General features: G+C 42.1%; 12 protein-coding genes. 9 read left to right on the top strand and 3 right to left on the bottom strand.

All coding sequences use genetic code 11. From position 1 onward, the window contains the following. The first annotated feature begins 69 nt into the window (after nucleotides 1-69). The 6 genes from citD (at nucleotide 70) to VEHSUH05_RS02480 (ending at nucleotide 6,212) form a co-directional block, all read left to right on the top strand. Nucleotides 70-339 (top strand): citrate lyase acyl carrier protein, encoded by a 270-nt coding sequence (gene citD, locus VEHSUH05_RS02510; RefSeq protein WP_005385629.1) that lies wholly within the window; start codon nucleotides 70-72, stop codon nucleotides 337-339. Further along, nucleotides 339-1,304 (top strand): HpcH/HpaI aldolase/citrate lyase family protein, encoded by a 966-nt coding sequence (locus tag VEHSUH05_RS02505; RefSeq protein WP_038117792.1) that lies wholly within the window; start codon nucleotides 339-341, stop codon nucleotides 1,302-1,304. The genes citD and VEHSUH05_RS02505 overlap by 1 nt, the downstream gene beginning before the upstream one ends. Next, nucleotides 1,294-2,841, top strand: a complete 1,548-nt coding sequence (gene citF, locus VEHSUH05_RS02500; RefSeq protein ID WP_054674674.1) for a citrate lyase subunit alpha — start codon at nucleotides 1,294-1,296, stop codon at nucleotides 2,839-2,841. The genes VEHSUH05_RS02505 and citF overlap by 11 nt, the downstream gene beginning before the upstream one ends. Nucleotides 2,842-3,070: 229 nt before the next feature. Beyond that, a complete protein-coding gene (locus tag VEHSUH05_RS02490) occupies nucleotides 3,071-3,946 on the top strand; it encodes a DUF4261 domain-containing protein (RefSeq protein ID WP_105090647.1) in 876 nt (291 codons plus the stop codon). 188 nt (nucleotides 3,947-4,134) lie between these two features. Continuing rightward, the gene (locus VEHSUH05_RS02485; protein WP_038117783.1) at nucleotides 4,135-5,448 is read left to right on the top strand and encodes an MFS transporter; all 1,314 of its coding nucleotides are present in this window, start codon (nucleotides 4,135-4,137) and stop codon (nucleotides 5,446-5,448) included. A gap of 146 nt (nucleotides 5,449-5,594) precedes the next feature. Beyond that, nucleotides 5,595-6,212: an SAP domain-containing protein gene (locus VEHSUH05_RS02480; protein WP_038117780.1), complete on the top strand. Its 618-nt coding sequence runs from the start codon at nucleotides 5,595-5,597 to the stop codon at nucleotides 6,210-6,212. Nucleotides 6,213-6,361: 149 nt separating this feature from the next. Here the strand turns inward: VEHSUH05_RS02480 and VEHSUH05_RS02475 are convergent, their stop codons facing one another. Together VEHSUH05_RS02475 and VEHSUH05_RS02470 are read right to left on the bottom strand one after the other, a co-directional pair. Then, nucleotides 6,362-6,790: a hypothetical protein gene (locus tag VEHSUH05_RS02475; RefSeq protein WP_105090646.1), complete on the bottom strand. Its 429-nt coding sequence runs from the start codon at nucleotides 6,788-6,790 to the stop codon at nucleotides 6,362-6,364. Continuing rightward, the gene (locus tag VEHSUH05_RS02470; RefSeq protein WP_038117774.1) at nucleotides 6,790-7,713 is read right to left on the bottom strand and encodes a LysR family transcriptional regulator; all 924 of its coding nucleotides are present in this window, start codon (nucleotides 7,711-7,713) and stop codon (nucleotides 6,790-6,792) included. The genes VEHSUH05_RS02475 and VEHSUH05_RS02470 overlap by 1 nt, the downstream gene beginning before the upstream one ends. A gap of 387 nt (nucleotides 7,714-8,100) precedes the next feature. Here VEHSUH05_RS02470 and nifJ point away from each other — a divergent pair, with 387 nt between their 5' ends. From nifJ to VEHSUH05_RS02455, 3 genes are all read left to right on the top strand, one after another. Continuing rightward, nucleotides 8,101-11,637 (top strand): pyruvate:ferredoxin (flavodoxin) oxidoreductase, encoded by a 3,537-nt coding sequence (gene nifJ, locus VEHSUH05_RS02465; protein WP_038117771.1) that lies wholly within the window; start codon nucleotides 8,101-8,103, stop codon nucleotides 11,635-11,637. A gap of 195 nt (nucleotides 11,638-11,832) precedes the next feature. After that, nucleotides 11,833-13,446, top strand: coding sequence for a methyltransferase regulatory domain-containing protein (locus VEHSUH05_RS02460; protein WP_105090645.1), 1,614 nt, complete (start codon nucleotides 11,833-11,835; stop codon nucleotides 13,444-13,446). 283 nt (nucleotides 13,447-13,729) lie between these two features. Next, nucleotides 13,730-14,758 (top strand): helix-turn-helix transcriptional regulator, encoded by a 1,029-nt coding sequence (locus tag VEHSUH05_RS02455; protein WP_038117765.1) that lies wholly within the window; start codon nucleotides 13,730-13,732, stop codon nucleotides 14,756-14,758. Nucleotides 14,759-15,051: 293 nt separating this feature from the next. On the opposite strand, the gene putP is transcribed toward VEHSUH05_RS02455, so the two are convergent. Next, the gene (putP, locus tag VEHSUH05_RS02450; protein ID WP_038117763.1) at nucleotides 15,052-16,539 is read right to left on the bottom strand and encodes a sodium/proline symporter PutP; all 1,488 of its coding nucleotides are present in this window, start codon (nucleotides 16,537-16,539) and stop codon (nucleotides 15,052-15,054) included. Nucleotides 16,540-16,698 lie beyond the last annotated feature (159 nt).

The raw sequence follows: 16,698 nt of genomic DNA, 5'->3' as shown, positions 1-16,698 counted from the left end.
TAGGGGCCAGACATTCGCGACACGTCTGGTCTTTGCCATTTGATATATTTTTTGTGGAAAGGATGCAACATGGCACAATTAGTAAAAGCTGCGCAAGCGGGTTTCGACGAAAAAAATGATGCATTAGTAACGGTGGAACCGATTGCTAGCGGTATCGAAATCGAATTAACATCCAAAGTTATTCGCCAATACGGCGACCAAATTAAATCCGTTATCTTGAACACGGTGAAAGAAGCCGGTTTTGATGGCGTAAAAGTAATCGTACAAGATAAAAATGCTTGGGATTACACGATTAAAGCCCGCGTGTTGGGCGCATTGGAAAGGGGGAGCAAAGCATAATGGCTAACGATAAAACATTCCCAGAAGTTAAAACAAACCCATTAACGGAGGCGGCTAAAAAACGTTTGTCCCGTTCCATGATGTTCGTACCGGGTAATACACCTAAAATGATTAACAGTGCAGATATTCACGGATCTGACTCCATCATGATCGATATTGAAGATTCCGTGCCTGTTACGGAAAAAGACACAGCTCGTCTTTTGACGGCAGAAGCATTAAAATCCCGTAAATTCCGAGCTGAAACGGTCGTGCGTATCAACCATCCTACACAGACTCCTTATGGTTATGATGATCTTGATGTCATCGTTCCTGCTAAACCTGATATGATTCGTTTACCTAAAACTGAAGATGTATCCGAGGTTGAAATCGTAGCGAAGAAGATTGAAGAAGTGGAAAAAGCTAACGGCTGGCCGGAAGGCACAATCAACATTATCGTGGCTATCGAATCCGTTCGAGGCTTGTACAATGTTCGTGAAATCTGTCACGGTCCTCGCGTAGTGGCTATCGCTCTCGGTGCTGAAGATTATCGTGCTGACCTTCGCACGGGAAAACATAAACCTGCTGTCGAATTGTTGTTCGCTCGTCAAACCATTCTTCATGCGGCGCGTGAAGCAGGCATCCGCGTAATCGATACAGTATTCTCCGACGTGAAAGATCCTCAAGGTTTCCGCGAAGAAGTTGAATTCATTAAAGCGTTGGGCTATGACGGCAAGTCCTGTATTCATCCAAGCCAAATCAAAATTATCCACGAAGTATTCACTCCTGATGAAAAAGAAATTGCTCATTCCGTTAAGGTATTGAACAGCTATGCCGATGCATTGCGCAACAATAAAGGCGTAATCTCCGTAGATGGTAAAATGATCGATGGACCTATCGTAGTACGTGCGCAGCGCGTAGTCGATAAAGCACGGGCTGCAGGCATTAAAGTTGAATTAGAGGAAGGAGCAGAATACGATGTTAAATAAAGTAGGTCGCGATATCCCGACAAATATTCCCGCATTAAAAGGTCGCGAAGTATATCAAGGTGAATTCGCAATCGAACCTAAAGCTCATCGCGCAGGCAAACCTGTACATATGAGCCGCGTGGGTACCAATAAAGTACTTGCTTCTATCGATGAAGCAATCGAAAAGGCCGGCGTAAAAGATGGCATGACATTGTCCTTCCATCATCATTTGCGTAACGGTGACTATATAATGAAAATGGTTATGGAACGCGTTCAGGCGAAAGGTATTAAAGACATTACCATCGCATCTTCTTCCTTGTCTCCATGTCATGAATTCCTGGTGGAAATGATTCAGGACGGCACTGTAACAGCTATCGAAACATCCGGTTTGCGCGATCGTCTCGGTAAATTCTTGACTCAAAACCCCGGCGTATTGAAACGTCCTGTAGTGATTCGCTCTCACGGTGGCCGTGCACGCGCTATCGAATCCGGTGAGGTTCATATCGACGTAGCTTTCATGGGCGCACCTACAGCGGACCCTCGCGGTAATGCAACCGGTCGTATGGGTAAATCCGCATGTGGCGCACTCGGTTATGCTAAGGTTGACTCTCACTATGCAGATACAACCGTTATCATTACGGATAACTTGGTTGATTACGTACATAACTATGCAATTCCTCAAACTGACGTAGATTATGTTGTTCCTGTTGAAAGCATCGGTGATCCGGAAGGTATCGCTTCCGGTGCGGTAGGTTTCACTAAAAACCCTATCCAGATTAAGATTGCTGAATTGGCCGGTGAATTCCTTGATCAGGCGGGCATCATCAAAGACGGTTTCGTATTCCAATTGGGCGCCGGCGGTGCTCCTTTGACCGTTGCGAAATTCATCGCTGAAAAACTTCGTAAACGCGGTGAAGTAGGCGGTTTCGCTATCGGCGGCGCTACAGGTATCTTGACCGGTATGCTTGAAGAGGGCTTAATTAAAGCGATTTATGATACTCAAACATTCGATACTACTGCAGCGGCTTCCTTGGATAAAAACCCTGCACACATCGAAATGTCCGCTTCCATGTACGCTAATCCATGGACTGACTGCACTACAAACTACCTCGACGTAGTATTCCTCGGTGCTACTGAAATCGACCTTGATTTCAACGTAAACGTAATGACTGACTCCAACGGTGTATTGATGGGCGCTTCCGGCGGTCACTCCGATACAGCGGCAGGTGCTAAATGCACAGTTATCACTTGTCCGTTGATTCGCGGCCGCTTGCCGATGATCCGCGACAAAGTCGCTACTGTTATTACACCGGGCTCCTCCGTTGATGTACTCGTTACCGAATACGGTATCGCCATCAATCCGGCTCGTACCGATTTGATTGAACGCTTCAAAGACAGTAATTTGCCTATCTACACAATTGAAGAATTACAACAATTAGCATTCGACTTAGTAGGTAAACCACAAGATATCCCTGTATCTGATAAAGATGAAGATATCATCGCTATCGTAGAATACCGCGACGGTTCTATCATAGACGTGGTTCGCAAACCTCTATAATTGAGTAAGGGTTGGAGTCCGGTAGAATCCGTTTGGGTTCCGCTGTCAACTCATCATCCTATGCTGATTAGATACTATAAAGACCCTCCCTATGGTCCTCGGACTCATAGGGAGGGCCTTTTTGTATTTATAAAACGGTGGTTACGTAATTGTAGTACTTATAAACATCCGATATACTATAAGGTAAAGGATGCATTTTATATTACGATTTAACTATAGGAGAGAGCATATGAGCCAAGTTTTTAATCAAGATTTAACAGATACTTCAGTCCGACCAGGTGGTATCTTTTTCGTTGAGTTATTAATGCCGAAGCAGTGTGATATGCCTGACCGGGATACAATGATAGAGATATTCACGAAGCATCTAGGACCTGTTGATTGTTTTGATCACCGTCGTGAGTCTGCTGGTTTCTCCCCTCAGAATTATAAGGTCCATTACGAGGATACTGATGCAGATATTTCACCGACGTTAATGGTGATGGATTGTGAGAAAATTGATAAACCTGTATTAGATGATTTTGAACGTAGTCAGGTGTGGGATTGTCCTAATGTGGATGAGTTGTTAGTAGAGTGTCAATACAGGGTGTTTGCTACGGATATGTTAGCCTCTGGTTTAGAGGCCAAAGAACGTGCAGATATGCTTGTAAAATATGTAGATGCATTGCTAGAGTTATATCCGTCTTGTAAAGCCGTTGTATTTGGACCGTCTCATAAGTTTTTAAGTCGTGAATCGATAGAAAATCATTCAGATAAAGCGGTAACTCGGTTTATTTATTATGCTGTAAATGTGCGTTATTTTAGCATTCAAGGTACCGAAGACATGATGGTTGATTCTCTATGTATGAGTACCTTATTCTTGCCTGATGTTCAGTATCACTTTCACGGTATGAATCCTGATGAGGTAGTTAATCATGCGTATAGTGTGTTGTATTATATTTTTGAGCACGACAATCCTATCGGTGATGGGGAAACGATTGCCGGCTTAGAAAATGGAGATATGAGTCCAGACATTCAATGGAAGGTTCAATATGAGGATTCTTTAATCCAGCCCGTTCGAGAGGTTCTAGATATTAATATGGGTGAATACGCATCTGGAACTCGGTAGTATAATTTGGTAATTGTTATTAAATATGAAAGCACCTTATGTAGTGTTTATGATCTCTTAATAGAGATGTATTGACACTATATAAGGTGCTTTTGTTTTCTATATTTTATATAATTCCATTGACAGAGGACGTTTGTTCTTTTAATATGGTGAAGTATGTAATATTTTAATAAGCAGAAAGGAATTATATGAACTCATCTACACTAGAGCCTCAAAGTGGGGATATCAATTTCAGAGACTTTACGAAGCGTCGTATGCTTCACGTAGTCTTACCATTGTTTATTGTTTCTATCATTGCCTTCTTGGATCGTGTTAACATTGCTTATGCAGGTTTGACTATGAAGGAGAATTTACCATGGTTGACGCCAGAAGTATTTGGTATGGGGGCAGGCATTTTCTTTATTGGTTATGTTTTGTTTGAAGTGCCTGCATCTTTAATTGCAGCTCGTTGTAATGCTATGCATTGGGTGGCGCGTATCATGTTTAGTTGGGGTCTCGTATGTATTCTTATGACGACGATGACCACCGAGTTGGAATTTTATGTTTATCGATTTTTACTTGGCCTATGTGAGGCTTCTTTATATCCTGTAATTTATTCATTACTCATTCCAAATTGGTTCTTGCCAAAGGAACGCGCGAAAGCAATCTCCTTGATGTTAACGTCTTTATTGTTCTCTAACATCATCGGTGGACCATTGGCAGGTATTCTACTGGATACAACATTCTTTGGTCTACATGGTTGGCGTACACTCTTTATTGTTGAAGCCATTCCTGCGGTGATCTTTGCGTTCATTTTCGCATTCTGGATGAAAGAGCGTCCTGAACATGCATCTTGGGTAACCAGTGCAGAAAAGGTATATATTAAAGATGAGCTTGAAAAAGAAGAGCAACAAAAGCAAGCTGTAAAGAAATATACTACTTGGCAAGCGTTGAAAGACCCAAAGGTATTGCGCTTAGCGTTAATCTATTTCTTGTGGGTGATTGGCTTCTGGGGCTTTAGTTTCTGGATGCCTCAAGTTCTTAAAAGCTTATCTGGTTGGTCACCAAGTGTGGTAGCATGGTCTATTGCTATCCCAATGACAGCAGCCTTACTTGTACAAGTATACTGTGGCTACTCGTCTGAAAAGCGCAATGAAAAACGTTGGCACGTTGCTACTACATTATTCATTGGTACTGTTGGCTTCTTAGCAACACCACACAGTCCGTCTCCAGAAGTTAGCTTATTCTTTATATGCTTAACTGCTGTAGGTGTTTACGGTGGTATGGGTGTATGGTGGACCATGCCAACAACCTTCTTATCTGGCGCTGCTGCAGCGGGGGCGATGGGACTCATTAACTCTTCAGGTAACATGGGGGGCTGGGTAGGCCCTTATATGCTTGGATTCATCAATGGTCACACTGGTAGCTTTGCTTATGGCTACTATGTGATGGGGGCTTGCATGTTCCTTGCGGGTCTATTAATTTTGACACTTCCAAAAACTATGGAGCATAAAGAGGATTAAGTAGAGCTATATTATAGATAACTAGATTATAGATAATTTCATAGGAAAAAATTTAACGAATGCTTCAATAGTGTGATTTTGGATACTGTTCAATTTTATGTTACAATTTACAAAATAGTATTATTTAAACTTGAGGAGACAGAATATTGAAAGAGTGTAGACCTAAGTTTGATGAAATTACATCATTTGATGAATTTAAAAAATATTATTGGTATCGTGATGAACTTTCACAAATATGTAAATCACTAGGATTAGAGTATAGGGGAATAAAACAAGAACTTAATCATATTATTGAGCAGTACTTTAACGGCAATTTAATTAAGAAATCATCAATAAAAAATAGAAAAAAACAGGTGGAAAATATTACTTTAGATACATCATTACTTGAATGTAATTTTTCCTTTAATTCGAAGTTTAGAGAATATTTCTCTGATTTAATAGGTGTTTCACGATTTAAATTTAATGCTGATATGGCTACTGCTTGGAGAAAAGTAAAAAGTGAAAAAAATATAAGCTTTACCATTGGAGATTTGCTGAAAGTATATTATGGTGAATCAGATTATGCAAAGTATGACGACTCGGTTTGTCAATGGAATCAATTTTTTAAGGATTTTTGTGCAGACGAATGTAGTGGTAATTATTCGAATAAATTAAAAGTAGCATCTATTATTTGGAAAGAAGTTAGAGATTCAAAAAATGAAAAAATCTATTCAAAGGATCTTTTAAGTGAATATGCATATAAATTAGAAGCGTATCGCAAGTAGAAGCAACTTGTCATTGCAGAGACGTATGGGAAAACTAGTAATTAAATCTATAATAGAATAACGATAAAAGCACCTTATATCCTATGAGAAGAGTCATTCGTGATGACTTTTGTAGGTATATAAGGTGCTTTTATTTATTCCTGATTTCTTTATCGATTTTGTTTTGTTACATCCGGTACTTTTCCCGGATTCATATCGAGGTTTAGATCCGTCGATTTAAATTGGTATGGATTGGCATCCGGCGGCTGTACTTTCAAGTCCGGATGAAGCCATTGCAGTTGTTTCAGTTCCCAGTCGTATCGGGCACCTTCATTTTGCAGGTACCGTATATCTTTCTGGATGTCATCAATCTGATCGCTGTGCTTGTTCGCCATTCCTTCCAAAATATATAGGCGTCCAGCCACGCTTTCAATCGTGGAGCCATCGTGATCCTCGTCGACGCGCCATTGCAGTTCCGCTATCTGAATCTGCTGCATGATGATGACGGTAACCAGCACGATGATAACCGCCCACATGGGTGTTTGTTTAGCTTTCAAAAGGGCTCGCAATTTAGTAGCGAGCCCAGATGGTTTATTCATTATTGGCGTTCCTCAAGTTGTAATCCTGGTAATGGTAGTTTGGAATTTACAAAGTCTAACCACAAGCGAGATGCATGGGAGAGGTAGTGACCTTTTTTCCAAATTACGTAGAGGGTGTGAATGATTTCAGGCACTAGCGGTCTTACGACAACCTTGGAGCTGACGTCGGAGCTTTCACCGACCTCAGGGCAGAGACGGGACGGCAATAATGCAATCGCAAGATCGGCACTGACCGTCTGCAACATGAGATCCCGCTGGCTTGTCTCGAATACGATATGAGGTTGGAAGCCTGTATGTTTACATGCCTTGATAATTTCATCATGAAGGTTGAAGTCGTCCTTGTGCAGTACGAAAGATTCGTCAGCCAGCATTTCCAAGCGGATTTCCTTTTCCTTAGCCAAAGGGCTGGACTTTGGAATGATGACGGAGAGGGGATCGCTGGTTAAATAGAACGATTCAAATTCCTTCGGATTAGGTTTCGTACAGATAATCCCGATATCGATTAAACCTTCCTGGACACTGATTTCCACTTTTTTGGAACCTTGTTCGTAGAGTTCCAATTCGATTTGCGGATATACTTTTTTAAATTCCCCTAAAAGTTGTGCAAAAATCGGTGCGTCTGTAATAGGCGGAATACCGATTCGAATGGAACCCTGTTCTAAACGAAATTCGTTTTCAAAATCTGTTTTTAGATGTTCAAACATGAATACAACGCGTTTAGCATGGGTGAGGAAAATCGTGCCCCCGTCAGTGAGCTCTACGGACTTGGCGTTTCGCATGAAGAGCACTACGCCTAATTCATCCTCAAGAGCTTTAATGGTGCGGCTAATTGCTGATTGAGAAATATGTAAATTTCTCGCAGCTTTACTGAAGCTTTTTTGATCAGCTACTTCTACGAAGTATTTCAAATGATGAAAATCCATAATTAACCCCCTAATTAGAAAACTTAGCTATAGGAAGTGACTTGACTAACTGAGAATAGTTATTACTTAAATGCAATTAGCTATTACTTTATGTAAAGCATGGATAGCGATATTGGCAAAGCGACAGTCACTGTATGTATTGCTTTGATAGGGCCCTCACGTTATAATGAATTTATAGGGCTATATCAAGTTATGATATTAGGAATTATGGTTGTGCCCATTACAATATAGTATGCACACGCACATAATGCCATATTATATATAACATATATATTATTGCATTATTTTTTCATGTACGCAAGTTTGTAATGGTTGTTATTCCTATTCATAATGATAGATTAAGCAAGTGTTCTATTTTTGCTAAATGCTTAAGGAGGCAATAATCACATGAGTCGTAAATTTAAAACTATGGACGGCAACCAAGCGGCTGCTCACGTTTCTTACGGTTTTACAGAAGTAGCGGCGATCTATCCAATCACGCCATCTTCTCCAATGCCGGAACACGTTGACGAATGGGCTGCAACTGGTCGTAAAAACATCTTCGGCAACACTGTTCAAGTTGTAGAAATGCAATCTGAAGCAGGTGCTGCTGCCGCATTCCACGGTTCCTTGCAAGCTGGCGCATTAACAACAACTTTTACATCTTCTCAAGGTTTGTTATTGATGCTTCCTAACTTATATAAAGTTGCAGGTGAATTACTTCCAGGTGTATTCCAAGTAGCTGCTCGTGCTTTGGCTGCACATGCATTGGCTATCTTCGGTGACCATCAGGACGTAATGGCTGCTCGTGCAGCTGGCTGCGCTATGCTTGCTGAATCCTCCGTACAAGAAGTAATGGACTTGTCTGCAGTTGCTCATTTGACTGCTATTAAAACTCGTGTACCTTTCATCAACTTCTTCGACGGTTTCCGTACATCCCATGAAATTCAAAAAATTCAAATCTGGGATTATGAAGATTTGAAACCATTGGTTGACATGGACGCTGTAAAAGCATTCCGTAAAAATGCTTTGAATCCTGATGCTCCTGTAACTCGTGGTACTGCAGAAAACCCTGACGTATACTTCCAACATCGCGAAGCAGCTAACAAATTCTACTTGAACGTTCCTGACGTTGTAGAACATTACATGAACGAAATCAACAAGTTGGCTGGTACTGATTACCAATTGTTCAACTATGTAGGTGCTCCTGATGCGACTGACGTTGTTGTAACTATGGGTTCCTCCGCTCAAGTAGTAGAATCCACTGTTGAATACCTCAACAAATTGGGCCGTAAAGTCGGTTTCATCAACGTTCACTTGTTCCGTCCATTCGCAACAGATCGTTTGTTGAAAGTACTTCCTAAAACTGTTGAACGCATTGCAGTTCTTGACCGTACTAAAGAACCTGGCGCATTGGCTGAACCATTGTTCTTGGACGTACAGGCAGCTGTAGTTGACGGTGGCCGTAACATCAAAGTTATCGCTGGTCGTTATGGTTTGAGCTCCAAAGACGTTATCCCTGCAGACATCGTTGCTGTATTCGATAACTTGGCAGATAAAAACGGCAAGAAATTCTTCACATTGGGCATCAATGACGATGTGACATTCTTGTCCTTGGAACGCGCTAAAGACGTAGACGTTCACACTGAAGGCTTAACTGAATGTAAATTCTGGGGCTTCGGTTCTGACGGTACTGTAGGTGCGAATAAATCCGCTATCAAAATCATCGGTGACCACACTGACATGTATGCTCAAGCATACTTTGATTACGACTCCAAAAAATCCGGTGGCGTAACGATGTCTCACCTTCGTTTTGGTAAAAACCCAATCAACCAACCATACTTGGTAACTGAACCACATTTCGTAGCATGTCATCGTCAATCCTATGTACATGAATACGATCTTATCCGTGGCATTAAAAAGGGCGGTACGTTCTTATTGAACTGTACTTGGTCTCCAGAAGAATTGTCCGAACACTTGCCAGCTAAATTACGTCGCGAAATCGCTGAAAAAGAATTGAACTTCTACATCATCAATGCTGCGAAAATCGCTTCCGAAATCGGTTTGGGCGGTCGTATCAACATGGTAACGCAAGCTGCTTTCTTCAAATTGACTGAAATCATCCCTGTAGATGACGCTGTTAAATACCTTAAAGAATCCGTAGTAACTTCCTATGGTAAAAAAGGTCAGAACATCGTCGACATGAACAATGCTGCTATCGATCAAGGCGTTGGCGCTTTGGTGAAAGTAGACGTTCCTGCAGACTGGAAAAACGCTGTTGACGAAGGTCACGAAAAAGTTAAACCTGGTTGCGAATCTTGCCCATCTTTCGTTAAAAATATTGCACAACCAATCAATGCACAAGCTGGTTATGATCTTCCTGTATCCACATTTGCTGGTTACGAAGACGGTACATTACCTGCCGGTACTGCTAAATACGAAAAACGCGGTCCTGCATTGTTCGTTCCGAAATGGTTACCTGAAAACTGTATCCAATGTAACCAATGTTCTTTCGTATGTCCACATGCTACCATTCGTCCAATCTTGGCAACTGAAGCAGAAGTGGCAGCGGCTCCTGAACATTTCGATACAATCCCTGCACTTGGTGCTAAAGACCTTCAATTCCGTATCGCCGTATCCCCATTAGATTGCTTGGGTTGCGGTAACTGTGTTGATATCTGTCCTGCACCAAAAGGCAAAGCTATCGTAATGACTTCCATCGATTCCGAAATCGAACAAGCAGAAGCTTGGAATTACGGTGTGAACCTTCCTGTAAAAGAAAATCCTATGAAGAAGGATACTGTTAAGGGCTCCCAATTTGAACAACCATTGTTCGAATTCTCCGGCGCTTGCGCAGGTTGCGGTGAAACTCCTTACGCTAAATTGATTACTCAATTGTTCGGTGATCGTATGATGATTGCGAATGCTACCGGTTGTTCCTCCATCTGGGGTGCTTCCATGCCTGCATCTCCATACACTACTAACCAACTTGGTCAAGGTCCTTCCTGGGCAAACTCCTTGTTCGAAGACAATGCTGAGTTCGGTTACGGTATGTACATCGGTGTTAAAAAGATTCGCGCTCAGTTGGCGGAAGTAGCTGCAAAAGCTGCTGAAACTGCAACCGGCGAATTGAAAGAAGCTTTGGAACAATGGTTAGAATTTGCTAACCTTGGCGCTTCCAGCCGTGAACGTTCCGCTCGTTTGGTAGCGGCAATCGAAGCTGAAGGTGCTACAACTCCTGAACTTAAAGAACTTCTTGAAAAGAAACAATTCTTGGTTAAACGTTCTCACTGGATCTTCGGTGGTGACGGTTGGGCTTACGATATCGGCTTCGGCGGTGTTGACCATGTATTAGCTTCCGGCGAAGACATCAACATCTTCGTATTCGATACAGAAGTTTACTCCAACACAGGCGGTCAAGCTTCCAAATCCACTCACGTTGCTGCAGTAGCTCAATTCGCTGCTTCCGGTAAACGTACTAAGAAGAAAGACCTTGGCATGATGGCTATGTCCTACGGTTATGTATACGTAGCACAAGTAGCTATGGGCGCTGACAAAAACCAATTGATGAAAGCATTGGCAGAGGCAGAAGCTTATCCAGGTCCATCCCTAATCATCGCTTACAGCCCATGTATCAACCATGGTATCAAAGCCGGTATGGGCAAAGCTCAAGAAGAACAACGCAAAGCTGTTGCAGCTGGTTACTGGGATCTTTACAGATACAATCCTCTACTTAAAGAAGAAGGTAAAAATCCATTCTCCTTGGATTCCAAAGAACCGACTGAAAGCTTCCAAGACTTCCTTAAAGGTGAAGTACGTTACGCTTCCTTGGCAAAAGCTGCTCCTGATGTGGCAGAAGAATTGTTCGCTAAAACTGAACAAGACGCTAAAGAACGTCGCTTGAGCTATGTTCGCTTACAAAAAGGTTTTGACGACGTAAAATAATTCATTATTGACGACGTAACCTATATGAGGCACCCTTTCGAGGGTGCCTCTTTTTTGTATAATTCCCATCTTTACTCATAGGTATTACATAAGCAATTTGGTATAATGAAATAAATTATAAATCGAAATGATATTTTATAAGAACCATATGCGATGATACATTTGATGATAGTATTGATTAAATAGAGGTGCGGTATGTCAAAGAATACAGCGAAGGTGAAGGCCGATACACAACAAACAATATATAAGGAACTGGGATATAAATCATATCCGTTTCCGTTTACGACACCGACCTATTTAGAGGCTTACGGTACCTTGACAGGGCTTACCGTGCCGGCGGCAAAGACTGCACGCGTGTTGGAGCTGGGGGCTACGTATGGCGGAAATATTATTTCTCAAGCATTACATAATCCTGAGGCAACCTTTATAGGCGTTGAGCTTTCACAGGATCAGGTGGAGAAAGGAAATAAGATTATAGCTGATGCAGGCCTTGATAATGTGTCATTGATTCAAGGTGATATCATGAATTTTGATGAATCCATGGGCACCTTTGACTATATTATTGCGCATGGCCTCTATTCATGGGTCGATGACGCGATGAAGGACAAAATTCTTGAAATTATCGAAAATCATTTGACGGATGACGGTCTTGCTTATGTATCTTACAATGCTTATCCGGGATGGCATACGATGGACGAGGTTCGTCAGTTGATGGTGTTTGCAAATCGCGATCAGGCTCAACTGACTCATAAGGAGAAGGTGAAGCGCGGTAAAACAGTGGGCAGTTTTGTGGGATCTCAAATCCTTAACTACGAAAATTTAACAGAGCGGAATATCAAGTTTCTTGGCGCTCTAAAGTCAGTTATGCAAAAGGACGATTATTACGTTGGGCATGACCATTTGGAACCGCACAACGATCCGTGTTATTTTTATCAATTCAATGATCAACTGGAACGTCATAATCTCGCCTATGTATGTGATGCTGATTTGACACTGTCCATGGTTCGTACCTATGATGAAAGCATGGCGGAGCAGCTGGAGAAATTGGCGCCGGAAAATCATGTGGCACAGGAACAGTATTTGGATTTCATTTTGGATACCACATTCCGCAAGTCTATTTTCTGTAAGGTTGAGGCCGCCAAGAATCTTAACTATGATGTGTCCGACCCGTCGAAGGTTAATAGTGTACCTGTGCGGACCATCATTAATGGATTTACATTCCAAATCCTTTTTGATGAAGAGGCATTGGCGATGTTTGATAATGATATTGTGCGCGATACATTCCAAGCCCTTATAAAGGACGGTGGAACCTTTACTATGATCGAGGCACTTGCCGTTTTAAAAGCTGCACATGATGCCTTACATGATGATGATACTACATTGGAGGGTGAAGTATGCGCATTGTATAAGGCCATTGTAGAGCACATGGTGCGCGGAGGTATCCGGTTCTATAAAACCTTCCCGCAGAAACAGGAGTTTATGGATGGACTTTCATACATCCCGGAACGTTTTACGCGATTTGTGAAAGCTATTGTGGACGGCGGCGATGAGTATGTATATGGGGCGAATCTGTTTAACGATGCTATCGGGGACATTTCTTCGGAGGACTTGCTCTTTATGGAATTGTTGAGTCGGCCGAAGTCCAGGTCTACCGTAATTCGTCAAATTAAGGATGTTCTTTTTAGTGCGGATAAAACGCAGTCGGAAAAAAATCATACCGCCATGGCTGAGGCCTTTTACACGGAACTGACAAAGCGTATGGAACAATTAGGTTACGTTAGAAATAAGCAGCCTGAATCCGTTTCCTGATATAACTGTATAATGACTTAGTATAGGGAATAACCCGCTATAGTGATAGTTGCATGAGCTGTTAATTATCGCTATAGCGGGTTTTGTATTGCCCGTGGTTTAAATCATTATTACATTTAGGTATTATAGAATGACAAATTAATATAAATCAATCAATAAAGTTCATGAAAAATAGATGAATTAATCATGAAGCGTATGGTATACTATGTATGGGTATTTTTGTGTACATCATTCGCGTGTTGGGAATGATACAATAAATTGTATATTTGTAAAAGGAGTTTTTATGGCATCTAAGAAGGCTATTCTGGTATATATACTGGAAATCCTGAGAAGTGAAACAGATGCTAATCATACGTTGTCTCAGGAGGAGATACGCAATAAACTGATCGCGAAGTATGAAGTATCTGTGGATCGGAAAACATTAGGCCGTCACCTAAATGATCTTTATGAAGCCGGTGATTTCGGTATCGAATGTGAAGAGTCTGCAATGGGGACGGACGGTACTGTCAGACGGACCGATTTTTATATGATTCATCCTTTTGAGGATTCGGAATTGCGTTTGTTGGTAGATGGTCTTTTGGCATCGCGTCATATTTCGGCGGCACAGAGGAAGGACCTGATTGAACGCGTATCGAAATTAGGCAGTCCGCATTTTATTTCTCATGGTAATAATATTGAAAGTCCTACGGGGTATCTGCCTAAACGACAGGAGCTTTTCCTTAATATTGACCTCATAGAAACGGCGATACAAACAGGGAGGAAAATTTCATTATCTTATTGCCAACCTGATGTGGATAAGAAATTACATGTAAATCTCGATTCCGACGGCAAGCCGAAAAAGTATGTGTTCAATCCTTTTCAACTGGTTATGAACCACGGACAATATTATCTTGTCGGTAATCATGATAATCATGATGACATGGCTACATTGCGCATGGATCGTATCTGTCAGGTTAAGATTTTGCCTATGAACCGGAAGCTGTTACGTCAAATTAAAGGATACGAACAATTACGTGTATTTAATGTGACTCAATATATGAAAGAGCATATTTATATGTTCGGCGGAGAGTCGATTTCAGTCAGCTTTCAGGCAAAGCGAGACATTGTTAATCAGATCCTGGACTGGTTTGACGGGAATGTGAATTTCACGAAAGTGACGAAGTCAAAGGTTGTATGTCATGTGCGGGTTAATCGTGAGGCGTTTAAGTATTGGGCGCTTCAATACATGCAAAGTGTGAAGGTGCTTACACCTAAGTCGTTGGTAACCGAGATAAAGCAGGCCATTCAGGAAGGGCTTAACCAATATTCGTAGAATGACATACATTGTAACGATACCATTTGCATTATCATTATCATGAATATGTAAATGAATATGAATATGAATATGTATTGTGTTAAGTTGTGTTGTGTAGACACCGATTGCCGGCTATATGATGCGGTTCGGTTGTAAAAACTGTATAAAATAAAAAGAGATAGTTGATTCATGATGAACTGAATGTCCGATGTCAGATTTATATTTCTGATATGGGAGATTCAGTTCGGAGAATCGACTATCTTTTTTGTTATACAGCATATTTTATAGGTATAATAAATCGCTATTTTAAATTATAGAACATGCATTTTTTCTGCCTCTTTGTAATCCTTTAAAACAGGTCTCGGCGGTATTTTGCCCATCAAGCTTACCACATAGATGGCGATGGAGGAGAAGATAAAGCCCGGTACGATTTCGTAAAGGCCGAAGGGCTCAAATTGTTTCCAAATAAGGACCGTCAGACCGCCTACGATGATGCCTGCAAGACAGCCATGACGAGTCATGCGTTTCCAGAATAGAGAGAACAGAATGGCCGGACCGAAGGCGGCGCCGAAGCCTGCCCATGCATAGGCGACCATCGTCAAGATGTAGCTGTTCGGATCCATCGCCATATAGATGGCGATGAGTGCTACGATGAGCACGATTGCACGACTTACCAGGACGAGCTCTTTATCCGATGCTTTAGGATGAATGAGGTTGGCATAAAAGTCATTGGCGATAGCCGAAGCGGTTACCAAGAGCTGCGCGGATGCGGTACTCATGATGGCGGCGAGAACGGCGGACCAGATGAGACCTGCTATAAATGGTGTAAATAAGCGTTCCGTCATGATGAGGAAAATCGTTTCCGCATCGGTGCCGACTAATTTATCAGGCAACAGATATACATGGCCGATGAGACCTACGGAAATCGCCGCCAAGAGGGATAATATAACCCATACCATGGCGATGTTTGTAGATTTTTTGAGTTCACGCGCGTCGGAGATGGCCATGAAGCGAACTAAGATGTGAGGCTGCCCGAAGTATCCGAGCCCCCAGCCGAGAGCGGAAATCAGACCGATTACCCAAGCGAACAAATCCGTTGTATCTCCGAACAGGCTTAATCCTTGAGGAAATTCGTGTTGAATGAGCTGGAATGTTTCTATCGGACCGCCGAGGTACATAGCCGCTGTAATCGGCACGGCGAGAATGGCGAAGAACATCAGTGCCCCTTGAATGCAGTCCGTCCAGGATACGGCGAGAAATCCGCCGAGGAATGTATAGAATACGACGATGCCTGCGGTAATAAATAGAGACGTGGTGTAGTCCAGGCCGAAGATTGTATTGAATAATTTGCCGCCCGCAACAAAGCCGGATGATGTATAAATCAAGAAGAAAATCAGGATGAATAGTGCGGAAATAACCGCTACCGAATGAGATTGATCGTGAAATCGGTTCTTCAGATAATCCGGCAAGGTTAAACTGTCGCTGGCCACTTCGGTGTGATTGCGCAGTCGTCTCGATACGAAATTCCAGTTCGCCCAGGTTCCTAAGGTGAGCCCTACGGCAATCCATACACCGGAAATCCCCGTTGTATACGCTAATCCCGGTACCCCCATGAGCATCCATCCGCTCATATCCGATGCCTCTGCGCTGAGGGCGGTAATCCATGGTCCTAACTGACGTCCCCCGAGAATGTAATCCCCGATGCTGTTCGATTTGCGATAATAATAGACCCCGATATACATCATGAGTCCTAAATACAAGGCAAAGGCGATTATGATCATTAAATTGTCCTGTGTCATGCCTATATAAGACCTCCTTAGGTGTTTTGTATTCTATAGTATTAATACGTAGTTATTATTGTACCATATAATGAGCTTTTACAGTGGATAAAATGCATATTGCCGCAACGTTTTGACTCTTATGACTGTGAAAGTACTCAATCGATAGGGGCTGGCTAC

The organism is Veillonella denticariosi JCM 15641 (assembly GCF_002959855.1).
GTDB classification, from domain to species: Bacteria; Bacillota; Negativicutes; order Veillonellales; family Veillonellaceae; genus Veillonella; species Veillonella denticariosi.
This window is presented reverse-complemented; position numbering and strand designations above follow the sequence as displayed.